This window comes from Psychrobacter sp. K31L, assembly GCF_017942195.1.
GTDB classification, from domain to species: Bacteria; Pseudomonadota; Gammaproteobacteria; order Pseudomonadales; family Moraxellaceae; genus Psychrobacter; species Psychrobacter glaciei.
On the sequence record NZ_JAGKSC010000001.1, the window covers coordinates 353,894 to 366,950 of the forward strand.

The 13,057-nt window shown below is 44.2% G+C and carries 11 protein-coding genes; 7 read left to right on the top strand and 4 right to left on the bottom strand.

Annotated elements, in window-relative coordinates; translation table 11 throughout:
* Nucleotides 1–45 precede the first annotated feature (45 nt).
* The 4 genes from murB to J5X94_RS01405 all read left to right on the top strand — a co-directional run bounded on the left by murB (nt 46) and on the right by J5X94_RS01405 (nt 3,457).
* A complete protein-coding gene (gene murB / locus J5X94_RS01390) occupies nt 46–1,194 on the top strand; it encodes a UDP-N-acetylmuramate dehydrogenase (RefSeq protein ID WP_228293103.1) in 1,149 nt (382 codons plus the stop codon).
* A 34-nt stretch (nt 1,195–1,228) separates the two neighbouring features.
* The gene (locus tag J5X94_RS01395) at nt 1,229–1,957 is read left to right on the top strand and encodes a YdcF family protein (RefSeq protein WP_228293104.1); all 729 of its coding nucleotides are present in this window, start codon (nt 1,229–1,231) and stop codon (nt 1,955–1,957) included.
* Nucleotides 1,958–2,103: 146 nt separating this feature from the next.
* The gene (gene ccoS / locus J5X94_RS01400) at nt 2,104–2,400 is read left to right on the top strand and encodes a cbb3-type cytochrome oxidase assembly protein CcoS (RefSeq protein ID WP_210539528.1); all 297 of its coding nucleotides are present in this window, start codon (nt 2,104–2,106) and stop codon (nt 2,398–2,400) included.
* Between the two features lie 103 nt (nt 2,401–2,503).
* Nucleotides 2,504–3,457: a sulfite exporter TauE/SafE family protein gene (locus J5X94_RS01405; RefSeq protein WP_210539530.1), complete on the top strand. Its 954-nt coding sequence runs from the start codon at nt 2,504–2,506 to the stop codon at nt 3,455–3,457.
* A 250-nt stretch (nt 3,458–3,707) separates the two neighbouring features.
* Here J5X94_RS01405 and J5X94_RS01410 read toward each other — a convergent pair whose 3' ends face one another.
* Together J5X94_RS01410 and J5X94_RS01415 are read right to left on the bottom strand one after the other, a co-directional pair.
* The gene (locus tag J5X94_RS01410; protein WP_194618637.1) at nt 3,708–4,862 is read right to left on the bottom strand and encodes a DEAD/DEAH box helicase; all 1,155 of its coding nucleotides are present in this window, start codon (nt 4,860–4,862) and stop codon (nt 3,708–3,710) included.
* 260 nt (nt 4,863–5,122) lie between these two features.
* Nucleotides 5,123–5,338, bottom strand: coding sequence for a cold-shock protein (locus J5X94_RS01415; RefSeq protein ID WP_010198374.1), 216 nt, complete (start codon nt 5,336–5,338; stop codon nt 5,123–5,125).
* 502 nt (nt 5,339–5,840) lie between these two features.
* Here J5X94_RS01415 and aroQ point away from each other — a divergent pair.
* Both aroQ and J5X94_RS01425 read left to right on the top strand, forming a co-directional pair.
* A complete protein-coding gene (aroQ, locus tag J5X94_RS01420; RefSeq protein ID WP_210539532.1) occupies nt 5,841–6,377 on the top strand; it encodes a type II 3-dehydroquinate dehydratase in 537 nt (178 codons plus the stop codon).
* 177 nt (nt 6,378–6,554) lie between these two features.
* Entirely contained in the window at nt 6,555–7,856 is a 1,302-nt protein-coding gene (locus J5X94_RS01425) for an ABC1 kinase family protein (protein WP_010198362.1), read from the top strand.
* 28 nt (nt 7,857–7,884) lie between these two features.
* Here J5X94_RS01425 and J5X94_RS01430 read toward each other — a convergent pair whose 3' ends face one another.
* Nucleotides 7,885–8,715, bottom strand: a complete 831-nt coding sequence (locus tag J5X94_RS01430; protein WP_189581677.1) for an ion transporter — start codon at nt 8,713–8,715, stop codon at nt 7,885–7,887.
* 359 nt (nt 8,716–9,074) lie between these two features.
* Between J5X94_RS01430 and J5X94_RS01435 the strand changes: the two genes are divergently transcribed.
* Nucleotides 9,075–9,824, top strand: a complete 750-nt coding sequence (locus J5X94_RS01435) for a YebC/PmpR family DNA-binding transcriptional regulator (RefSeq protein ID WP_210539535.1) — start codon at nt 9,075–9,077, stop codon at nt 9,822–9,824.
* 101 nt (nt 9,825–9,925) lie between these two features.
* Here the strand turns inward: J5X94_RS01435 and J5X94_RS01440 are convergent, their stop codons facing one another.
* On the bottom strand, nt 9,926–12,928 hold the full coding sequence (locus tag J5X94_RS01440) for a LysM peptidoglycan-binding domain-containing protein (protein WP_210539536.1): 3,003 nt from the start codon (nt 12,926–12,928) through the stop codon (nt 9,926–9,928).
* Nucleotides 12,929–13,057 lie beyond the last annotated feature (129 nt).

Below are 13,057 nucleotides of genomic sequence, written 5' to 3' on the forward strand. Positions count from 1 at the left end.
TAAACACCGCATCATTTTTTGTTTATTTGCCCGATAGGCTATGTTATGACCTCAGCTGTGTATCTTGAATCCCGCGACCAACATCCTGTATCAACTGAGTTACCGATTGACTTATTCAGTGCTCAGGCGGTCGATTTGTCGCATGATAATACTATGGCGTTGGCCTGTGTCGCTGACGCTGTCGTGACCTTAACAGATGAGGCGCAGCTAGACAGTTTTATGACAAGCTATGCCCATTATTCTGAGCATAAGCCATCGTTGTTCGTCTTATCTGGCGGTAGCAACGTGTTATTGCCAGCAGAGTTAAATGCGGTGGTATTGCAGCCACAGATGCGTGGTATTTATCTGACTACTCAAACTGACGATTATGTTGATATTGAAGTGATGGCGGGTGAGAACTGGCATGATTTAGTGGTTCATACTGTTGAGCAAGGCTGGTATGGATTAGAAAATCTGGCACTGATACCTGGTCTAACGGGTGCTGCACCAGTACAAAACATCGGCGCTTACGGTGTCCAACTAGAGGACTGTTTACAATACGTCCGAGCTTATCATTTGCCAACTCAAACGTGGCATCGTCTATCGCTGACAGACTGCCAGTTTGGCTATCGCGATAGTATTTTTAAGCGCACGCCTAATACATGGTTGATCAGCCGCGTTGGCTTTAGATTGCATACCGATACCAGCAGAATCCTAGCTAATTATGGCGATGTGTACACAGTGGCGCAGCGCTATGCTGAACAGCAACATCGTGAGCAACCCACTCCCGCCGACGTCATGCAAGCCATCATCGATATTCGTCAGCAAAAACTCCCTGATCCTAAGCAGCTGCCTAATTGTGGCAGTTTTTTTCAGAATCCTATTATTCCTCAAGCACAGTTTACTGCCCTACAACAGACTTATCCTGCTATCGTTGGCTACCCTATGCCCGAGGCAATGGTAAAGGTTGCCGCCGGTTGGTTGATTGAACAGGCTGGTTTAAAAGGTGGCGGTATCGCCCCTATTGTCACCCATCAGCAGCAAGCACTGGTACTGACCAATCACACCCCTTATCAAGCAACCCAAGATGATGTCGCGACAGCTCAGCGCTATATTGCTGCTACCGTATATGAAAAATTTGCCATTCAGTTATCGCGTGAGCCTGTTTGGATAAATGCAGACGGCTCCATTGGGTATGATGAGCATGTGGTCTAAGCGGCTATTATCTAAGCGATTATGGCGATACTATTTGCGATCAGCCGAACGTATGGTGAAGCTGTTTCGCATCATTAACGTCACCTTTTTGCTCGGCTCAACCTCTGTCATTTTAGTGCTCATCAGCTTATTCACCCCGCTATTTTCGCAAGCGGTCGTTTATGTATTTATGCTTTTGCCATTACCCAGCATGCCATCGGTCGCAAAGAGTTCTCCACCTACCGCTTATGTGGTGCTGGGTGGTGGTCTAACCAATGATCACAATAACCAAATTATCCTCAATAACTACAGTCTCAATCGTGCTCGTACCGCTGCCACTGCTTATCATGATTTACCCTTGCCTATTGTTCTCAGTGGTGCCGAAGCACCTTGGCTCGGTCAATGGCTCATCGAGCATGGCATCGATGGTCTGATAAGCGAAAACGCCAGTATGAATACGTGCGAAAATGCCCGCTTTACGGCTAAGCGCATTCCGCTACACCATGTTTATCTCATTACTGATGGCTACCATATGGCACGTGCCCGCAGACAATTTGCTCTAAATGGTATCAATAGCACGCCAATCGAGGCACCATTACCCGTCAGGCGTGATTGGATGAAACCAGCACAAAACCTGAGTCACTCACGGCGTGCCGTTTACGAAATCGCGGCCTACTTGCGAGATGTGATACGTCCGCAGATAGACTGTCGCCATGCGAATGACGTGACGTCCGAACAGCTATTGACACCCAGAGGTAATGCCGCAAAAACGCCTGCGCAATAACGTCAATAATTGGTTCATGCCATGGTTGGTTTCCGTGACTTATATTTTCCAATGATTCGCTACATCACCTTTGCCTCTACAAGTCATCCATTACGCTGATGACAAGTGTATTATAATGTCAGAAAATGCTATTCAAGAGGTTTGCCATGCTCAGTATATTTTTGTTAATTCCACTAAGTTTAATGCTGTTTGTGGTCGCCATCTGGGCAGTGCGTTATGCGGTCAAATCAAACCAATTTGAAGACTTAGACAATGCTTCACAACGCATTATATTAGATGATCGTCAAGAACGTCGACAAACCATGCAAGCTCACGAGCCGTCAGCACCAAGTACGCAAATTGACAGTCCCATCCCAGTGGATGATGCTGTCAATGACCAATCAGCTCATACTGATATCACGGCGATTGCGCCTGCTGATATTGATAGCACACCCAAAACATAGCTTTAAAAACATTTTACCTTTGCACGCCTTGCTGTTCATTTTTTTCTCAGTGACCAACTATAAAAGTAGGCTCACCTTTCGCCATTTTTAGGAGAAGTACCCCATGACCACAGCTTTACTCGTTGCGGCATTACTAATGGGATTTTTTGGTTCACCGCATTGTTTAGGTATGTGCGGCGGTTTGGTGACGGCTTTTGGTCTGTCTATGAAAGACGTTAGCCCCGCCAAACGCCGTGCTCTTGTAGCCACTTATCATTTAGGGCGTCTTAGCAGCTACGCGTTATTAGGTTTAGTCGCAGGTCTGATTGGTACGACAGTATTAGAGCCATTGATGCGAGGCAATAATATGCCGCGTATCTTATTAGGTCTTGTGCTGGTTTTTGTTGGTGTGACCATGCTTGGCGCGCCATTTTTGACCAAACTTGAGCGCTATGGTATGCGTTTTTGGCAGTATCTCAGTCCACTGCGTCAAAAAGTGTTTCCTTTAAACACCTTTCCACGAGCATTAGCCGCTGGTCTGTTGTGGGGATTTTTGCCTTGCGGTTTGGTTTACGGCGCTCTACTGATTGCAGTGGTTGCCCATGACCCATTAAGCGGTGCAGCATTGATGTTCATCTTTGGTCTGGGCACAGTACCAATGCTGGTTGCGACACACGAAACCGTTGGCTGGCTACGCGACAAAATTGGACGCTTTCGTCTACGCCAGATGAATGGCGCACTGATGGTAGTGTCAGGTATGGCCGTCATTGTCGTGCCCTTAGTCATGGCAAATATGCATGGTGGGCATGATATGTCCAATATGCATGGCGATCATATGCAGATGAATGATTCACAAATGATGAACATGCCCATGGATGGATCGATGAATCATGGCAGCCATTCTGCGACGACGACTGATGCAGATACCAATGCCTATCATGATATGAGTCAAATGAATCATGACATGACACCCCCTATGGATGACACCATGAATCATAGCATGCACGATATGGACAGTATGACCAGCGAAGCAGACATGCAAAATCATCATGAAGCGATGATGGAGTCTGCTGAATAAAGAATCAAAAGTCATAATCAAAAAAAAGCCCTTAACATCAATTATGACGTTAAGGGCTTTTTTATTCATACAAAGCTATAGTCGATACTAAATAAAATAGATACACGACATTATAAAATGCGTGACTGGTACAAATTTTTCTTGCTTGCTGTGTCTACGCAGACAGAGGCTACAAAAAATTTATATCAGTCACGCTGTCTCTTTTTTATATTGAACTGACTATATCAAGATAAAACCTAAGTTAGGTCAATTACTCCTGCCATTGCTCAAGCGTAAACTTGGTATCTAAGTGCTTCTCTAATGCAGGCAAGTTAAAAGCATCATCTTCGCTAACGAAGCTAATACTGATACCAGTCTGTCCAGCACGACCCGTACGACCAATGCGGTGTACGTAGTCATCTGGCTGATCAGGTAAGGTATAATTGACCACGTGGCTAATATCATCCACATGAATACCACGCCCTGCGACATCGGTGGCGACCAAGATAGAAGCATGACCATCTTTAAAACGCTGCAAGTATTTTTCGCGTTTTTGCTGAATGACATCGCCTGACAACATCACGATTTTGTGTCCTTGACGCAACTTGTGATAGAGGCGCTTCACTTGGTCTTTGCGATTGGCAAAGACAATGACTTTATCGACAGCGGCATCACTGATAATACGCTGCAAAGCTTCTAATTTTTGATCTTCTGTTAATAGATAAAAGTGTTGATCGACCAATTCACTGGTTTTATGCTCAGGCTCAATTTCGACAAATTGCGGCTCATGTAACCAACGATACGCCAAGTTCATCACATCTTGGTTGAAAGTGGCAGAGAATAATAAACTTTGGCGATCGGTGTTAGAAGGCATCCGACCGACCAAGCGCTTGATATCTGGAATAAAACCCATATCCAGCATGCGATCTGCTTCATCTAGTACCAGCACTTCTACTCGATCCAAATAGACCATACCTTTATTGGCCAGATCAATCAGGCGACCAGGTGTCGCCACCAAAATATCAACATATTGACGGTCAAGCTCGTGCTGCTGGGTTTCATAATTTGTGCCACCCATAATACAAACACTGTGTAGCGAAGTATATTTGGTCAGAGCGATACAATCGTCAAATATCTGCTGTGCAAGCTCACGGGTCGGTGCCATGATCACTGCACGTGGCTCACCTAGATAGCGCTCTTCATCATTGGTAAAAGGACGCTTGAGTAATGCTTCCATAATAGTTAATAAAAACGTTGCCGTCTTACCAGTACCAGTTTGTGCCTGTCCGATAGCATCTTGATTTGCCAAGGTGTGCGGTAATATCTGCGCTTGAATAGGGGTCAGTTCAGTAAAACCTAAATCACTTACCGCGCGTAAGGTCGGTGCAGAGAGTGGTAAATCAGTAAACGTTGTGAAGTTACTCAAAAAATCATCCTTTTGTATGAATTGCTTGTATTTTTCAATCAGTGACAAGCTTATGCTAAGCCTTAGCCTCGCTGTATATCGCTACCAATAACAATAAAAATCATGCATTGGTAAGCATAAAAAAAGCCAAACCCGATGCCTACCCTCACCCATAATGATGAATTAAAATCAACATAGGTAAGATAAGACGGGCTTGACTCAGTAGTATATCAGTAGTTTATCCAGACATTGCAACTAAACTGCGCTAATGACTGTCTCGACTACTCTTCTGTTTTTCTGACTTCTTCAGCTTGAAGGCCTTTATCACCTTCGACAACGCTGAATTCAACTTTTTCGCCATCTTTTAGAGAGCGATAACCATCACCTTGGATCGCACGAAAATGGACAAAAATATCTTCTCCGCTATCACGTTGAATGAAACCAAAGCCTTTTGAGTCATTAAACCACTTTACGATACCTTGCTCACGAGCTGACATAATTTACTTCCTAAAAAAGTCGCTTAGCCCCAAATTCCTTTGCAACATTGCATATAAACGGGGTCTAAGATTGTGAAATCAGAATTAAACCTTACTACGTTAAACACTATCGTCTGAATATATACTTAGCTGAACCCTGTAGATTGCAGTGTTTCGCCATTACCTTTTACTAATACCAAAATAGCTTTTATATTCACTATAACTTACGTTAGACAGCTTATATATAAGCTCGCGTTGATGGGATTAGAGCACTAGTAACAAATTCGTAATATAGATTGCTTAAAAAATATCATAGCACGGGTTTTTAGCAACATAAAGACTTTTAGTATGGTTTTTAAAACTTAGATTGATTTTTCATGTAATTTTTTTATAACCTTACTGGCAAGCTGTTATCATAATGAAATAAGATTGGTTTTAGCGCATCGTTTCTTAATTTTTTAACCCTACTACTGACTAATAACTGATCAATCACCCATACCATCCAATAGCGATAGAGAGCATTATGACGACCTCTTCTCAGTCAGCAGCGACATTAGAACCTGCTGGTCAATCAACAGAAATAGTATTAACCCATAAATTATTATTGGTTAATGGGGTCAATCTCAATTTACTGGGCAAGCGTGAGCCGGATATTTATGGTCATACGACGCTGGCTGATATTGAGCAGCACTTAATTGACCGTGCGGCCAATTATGGTGTTAAGCTGATTTGCATACAATCAAATCACGAAGGTAAGCTCGTTGATGATATTCAGCATCACGGATTGCTGGCAGATAGAGCGGCACAAGTAGACGCCATTATTATCAATCCTGCTGCATTCACTCACACCTCGGTTGCCCTACGCGATGCGTTATTGGCCACACAAAAACCTTTTATCGAGGTGCATCTGTCTAATGTGCACGCCCGTGAAGCCTTTCGGCAGCATTCTTATTTAAGCGATATTGCAACAGGTGTCATTTGTGGCTTAGGACATAGGGGCTATCATATGGCATTGGATTATTGGCTAACTAATATGTATGCGATAAACCTGACCGATTAATGCTTTATAGTGGATATTTATAGTAAAGTTGGTCAAGTATATTGAGCAAGTCATACAGAAAGAAAAAACTCATTCGCGCAAGACAACTTTATCTTTAGCACACGAGTCAAACAGCAATTGCTTACTCAAAATAATAAAATTATGGTTTGATAAATAAACCCCTGCATGGTGATATGAATGGCAAAATCGTCCGGAAAACGCTTTATGAAACTGGCTGGTATGACAGCCAGTATTGCTGGAAAAGCAGCTAAAAACTCATTAAGGCACCTCTCAAGTGACGAAGAAAAACGTCTGCAGGCGCGCTCAGACTTGATGCAAGATGTGGGTATTCAGATAGCCGAAACGCTTGGTGAGATGAAAGGCGCAGTGATGAAAGTGGGACAAATCGCCTCACAATATAAAGACGTGTTTCCCCCTGAAGTGGCGACTGCTTTAGAGAAGTTGCAAAAAGATGCACCGCCCATGCCTTATGCGCAAATACGGGCACAAATCGAACGTGAGCTCAAAGCCCCTGTTGATCAGCTATTTACCATGTTTGAAAAAACACCATTTGCCGCCGCTTCCATTGGACAAGTGCACAAGGCTATTTTACCTTCTGGGCAAAAAGTCGTCGTCAAAGTACAGTACCCCGACGTGGATGAAAACTGTGATAGCGATCTCAAGCAAGTCCGTATGGCACTGAAAATCGCTGGCGTTCTAAACATGAGCAAGCAATTACAAGAGCAACTCTTTAACGAGATTCGCCAAAGCTTGCACGATGAATTGGACTATGTCAAAGAAGCCCACAACCTACAAGTCTTTGGTGCTTTTCATGCTGAGGACGAAGGGCTTATTATCCCTAAAGTCGTCAATAGCCATTCCACTAGGCGAATTTTGACGTTGACGGAAGAGATGGGGGAAACGCTAACCGTCGCCGCAACGTGGAATAATGAGATTAAACAGAAAATCGCTGAGCGTCTATTTCATTTCACTGCCGGCCAACTATTTGGCTTATACCGCATGCACTGTGATCCCCACCCCGGTAACTTTGCGTTTCGTCATGACGGCAGTGTCGTGGCTTACGACTTTGGTGGCATTCGCAGCTATAGCCATAGTGAGGTTCAATTGTTTCGCCGCTTTGCGCAACATGCCGTCAAAGGCGATGTCACCGCACTCGAGCAAGATTTAATCGCTCTAGATATTCGCCGCAAAGATGATAAAAATATACCCGGTGAGTTTTATGAAAAGTGGCTGACTATTGGGATGAAGCCGCTCTCCATTGCACCTTATCAAGAAGGGGCTTTTGATTTTGGCAGCAGCCAAGTTCATCACGAAGCAATCAGCCAAATGCGCACCTCATTAAAATACTTTGGGCAATTTCAACCTTCAGCCACGACGATGATGCTGGATCGCACCGTATCAGGACAATATTGGAACTTGGTCAATTTGGGTGTCGAGATCGATCTGTCACCGCTGGTTGCTCAGTATATAACCAATTAGTTGACCTAATTAGAAAAACGAGTGTGCATTACACGTGCAATGCATGACCGCAGCGATCACAAAAAGTGGCACTGACTGCATGCCCAAATTTTCCGCAATTCGGGCAGGTGATCGGATTGAGTTGTGGGCGCATATTCCGAGCCAGCTCAGAGGTAAAAATACCCGTTGGTACCGCAATGATCGAATAACCCGTAATCATGACCATGCTCGCAATCGCTTGACCTAACGGTGTTTTAGGTGACATGTCACCGTAACCGACCGTGGTCATGGTAACGACCGCCCAATAGATAGAAAGCGGAATACTGGTAAAGCCGTTTTCGGGACCTTCTACCACATAAATAATCGAGCCAAAAATTGTTACCAATAAAACCAGTGATAAGAAAAACACGGTGATTTTTTGCTGACTGGTTCTAAGTGCCGAGGCCAAGAAGCCCGCTTGTTGCATATAGGCTTTAAGCTTGAGTACGCGAAAGATGCGCAAAATACGTAAAATACGTATGACCAATAAGTACTGTACGCCCACGAACAATAGACTTAAATAACTGGGTAAAACGGATAATAAATCTACTATTCCAAAAAAACTAAAGACGTAGCGAAAACGATTGGGTGCTGAAAACCAGCGTAAAGCATACTCAATGGTAAATAAAATGGTAAAAAACCATTCCGCATAAAAAAACAGCGTACCATATTGCAAACGCATATATAACACACTATCCAGCATCACAACACCAACACTGGTCAAAATCGCTATCAATAATACGACATCGAAAAGCTTACCCATACGGGTATCTGTGCCTTCGACAATGATATGAATGCGGTTACGCAAGTGAGTAATAGCTTCGTTATTTGGTTGCTTCATAGAATCAATAGAGTCACAAGATCAATGGTTTTAAAAAACCGAACGATTTAGGCTAGCAGGAACAAGCTAAGATTGGTCAAAATGCGCAAAAGTGGTTTATAATACGCGACAGCTTATGAGTACCAATAGCTATTATCAGGTTTGATAGACAGTTATATAGGTAGCCATAATACAAAGAATAATAGTGTAGCAAAAAAGCACTGCGAACGACATACAAATTGTTAACTTGTAAGTAAGCCAATTACCTTAGAAAAACAGGTCAATCATATAATAAAAATAGCTCGTTAAGTGTCAAAAACCATCATTTATACTCTTTTTATTCACACCATAAATACCACGTAAAAATTTAAGGATGTCATATGGCAGGCCATTCAAAATGGGCAAATATTAAACACCGTAAAGCCCGTCAAGATGCGGTAAAAGGTAAAATATTTACCAAGATTATTCGTGAAATTGTTTCTGCTGCCAAGCAAGGTGACCCCGACCCTGACAAAAACCCACGCTTGCGTGCCGTTATTGAAAAAGCATTATCGGTCAATATGACCCGCGATACGATCAACCGTGCTGTCGATCGCGGTACGGGCGGCGGTGATAACGAAAACATGGAAGAAGTCAGCTACGAAGGCTATGGCATTGGCGGTGTGGCGGTGCTGGTCGAAACCATGACTGACAACCTCAACCGTACCGTCAGCGAAGTACGCCACGCGTTTACCAAACATGAGGGTAATCTTGGCACCTCAGGCTCAGTGGCCTATCTGTTTACTAAACGCGGTGAAATCACTTTTAATGATACAAGCTTAGAAGACGAAGTGATGTTGGTCGCCCTAGATGCTGGTGCGCTTGATATCGAAAATGATGGTGACAGCTTGCTGGTCATCACCGAATGGGAAACTTTCGGTCAAGTCAAAGATGCGCTTAATGCCGCAGGTCTCATCTCTGACAATGCGGAAGTGACCATGTCACCCTCAACCACTGCTGAGATAGACAATGTGGATGATGCCGAAAAAGTTATGAAAATGATTGATATGCTAGAAGACATCGATGACGTACAAGAAGTTTATAGCAATGTGAATTTCTCTGCTGACGTCATGGCACAACTTGAGCAATAGTTTTATCCCTGAACCATTTATGTTCATTGTCCCATCCTAAAATAGACAAAAAAAAGCTGCTCTTATATAGAGCAGCTTTTTTGGTTAGAGCTTCTTTAAAATCAGCGGTTGGGGACGGTCAAACGCTGACCGCGCTGTAGCATGGTGTCGGCTTTTATTTTATTCATATCAGCCAGATCTTGCGTTGATACGCCATATTTACGAGCCAAACCAATCAAGCTATCCCCTGAACCAACCGTATAGCTGACTGTAACTTTAGGCACTTTGATGGTTTGTCCACGTTGTAGCTGAGCATTGGTCGCAAGATCATTGGTCGCCGCCAAATCTTCGACTGAAACGCCAAACTGACGCGCCAGCGCGATTAAACCATCGCCTGATTTCACTTTATAGCTCTCAGTGTCGCCCAGTTTTTTGCCATTACTACTTGCTGTACTAGCCGTAGTACTGGCAGAACTGCTGCTGCTTTGATTGCTGCTGCTAGTAGAAATAGCAGGAGCGCTACCGCTAGCAGGAATGGTAATGGTGCGACCCAATATCAAATTGGAGTTGGTTTTTAAATTATTGGCTGCTGCCAAATCACCCAAACCGATATTGTAACGTTGAGCGACACCCGTTAAGGTATCCCCTGATTTCACTTTATAACTGACCGATTTATCATTCAACTGACGATCAACCAACTCTTTAGACGCTGGGACTTTAATTGTTTGACCGCGTTGTAGACGTGCCTTAGCATCAAAACTGCTATTGACCGCAGCCAACTCTGCCGCACTGACCCCCACACTGTTCGCAATGCCAATCAAGGTATCACCTGATTTTACTTTATAGTTGGTCGTTGATACTGAAGAGCTTGCACGGCTAGTCGAACTACTGGCACTAATGCTGTTACTAGTAGAATTAAAGTCAACGCTGGCCGGTACTTTCAGTGTCTGACCCACATACAATGAATCAGTCGTACCAATGTTATTAAGGCTCGCCAAGGTTTCAGTTGAGATGTTAAATTGGCGTGCTAGAGCAATTAGCCCATCACCTGCTTTTACTTTATAGTTTTTGGTCGCAGTCGACGACTTACTTGGTTTAGTCGATGGCGCAGCAGGTGTACTTGCTGGAGCGGTCACCTTACCTGGTATCAACCACAGCTTTTGACCTCTAAGTAAGTCAGCACGGCTGCTTAGGTTGTTGTAACTTGCTAACTGTGTCACAGACAAACCAAAGCGGTTAGCCGTACCAATTAGGGTGTCGCCACCTTGTACCACATAACTCTCAGGCTGGCTTGCTGCAGTGGCGCTACTGCTGCTTAATGGCTCAATAGTTTTGGCACTATACAAGTATAACGTACTGCCAGACAATAGCTTAGCACTGGCATCTATTTGGTTCCATTCAGCGATATCACGCCAGCTAACATCAGCACGACTGGCGATATTTGATAAAGTATCGCCACGTTTTACGGTATAAGTGGTACGTGTGCCTTGTGGTTTTGGCTTACTGACTGATGTCTTTGGAAAACTCAGCTTTTTCTCTTCACCGCGTGCTTCTAAAATAGACTGCTGTGTCTGTACTGCGGAAAGATTGATATTACCATCCGCATTGATGACGTTGGTCTCAGCAGTATTGCTTCGAATTTGATTGGCAATAAAGTCGCGCTCTTCTTTGCTTAGCGGTGGCTCTTGGACGATAGTGTTGTTTTGGGTGATCTGTGCAGAAGTAGTCGGTAAACTGTTGCTGCTTTTGAGCTCTGCATTGATTTTGTTGGTTTCTGCTGTAGTCAAAGGCGGCTCAGTACGCACAGCATTGTTGCTATAGACAGAGCTGCTCGTCGGCGTGACTGATGGTGAAATATAGCTGGTCGTTTGCTGAGGCACACTGGCACTCGCCGCATAATCCGCAAGCGCACTGCCTGTAGAAGGCAATGACGTTCCGGTATAGGGCTTGCTATTGTAGCTTGGTGTCGTTGGTGCATTAGGATTCGTGTTGCTGGTAGCGATAACATTGCTACTACCGTTGCCTCTTAACGAGCTTAATTTTGCATCAGTATTGAGACTCACATCATTCGGAATGATAATACGCTGCGGGCCTGAGGAATCCACACGGGCTGATGTCAGGGCAGTATTCAGCCTTTCTAGTTCATCATAACTAACGCCTGTCACTTGTGACACTTCGGCTAAGCTAACGCCATAGTTCACTGGCACACTACGGAAATGCTGGCGGTTGGCGATAGCGGGCAGATAAACGCCATATTGCTCAGGTTTGGCCACAATTTCAGCCACTGCCAAAAAGCGCGGTACATAGTTCATGGTCTCAGTCGGTAATCTGAGTGACCAATAGTCAGTTGGTAAACCGCGAGCTGCGTTAGCATCGATTGCTTTTTGCACACGACCAGGGCCAGCATTGTAAGCGGCTAATGCCAGCTCCCAACTACCAAATTGATTATGTAGAGCTGTCAAAAAGTCATAAGCAGCGCGCGTTGATTCGATGACATCACGGCGGCCATCATAACTACTGCTTTGGTTGAGACCATAAATACGACCCGTACTCGGAATGAACTGCCATAGACCTGCGGCAGCAGCACTACTGGTACCACTTGGATCATAGGAGCTCTCAATCACGGGCAGTAACGCAAGCTCAGTGGGAATATTACGACGCTCAGCTTCTCGTACGGTATGGTATAAATAGCGACTGGCACGCGCCGTTAAGCGATTTAGATAGTCCTGTCTGCTGGTAAACCAACCCTTCTGCCCTTCGATACGCTGATTATAAACAGGCTGACCACCATTCATGCGATAGCCCGCACGTAGGCGATTCCATAAGTCCCCGTATTGTTGAATAGCAAGCTTATTGCCTTCAACCATCGTCATGTCAGTCGCTTCTAGCAAATCCGCAAGCTCATCTAAGCTTTCAGCATCCAAAAATGCCGTTGAATAATCAGCATTAGTGCTTGGGTTAGCGACTTGATTGGCAGGACGTTTGGTAACCACAGCTGAGCTGTTGGTCATGCCCTTATTTTTTACCGCTGACGTATTACTACAAGCACTGATAAGTAAAGTCGTTACCGCAAGCGTCAATGGTAAGGCAATAAATGAGCGAGAGTTTGAGAGCACAGTAGACATGGTATTGGAAGTTTCCTAACGACAAGAATTGATAAGGTAATATTGATGGCTAGTATAGTATGCAATGTTAAGCAAACACTAGCCTAATATAAAAGATAATAATCAGCCATTACTCTAGAAGTTACGACG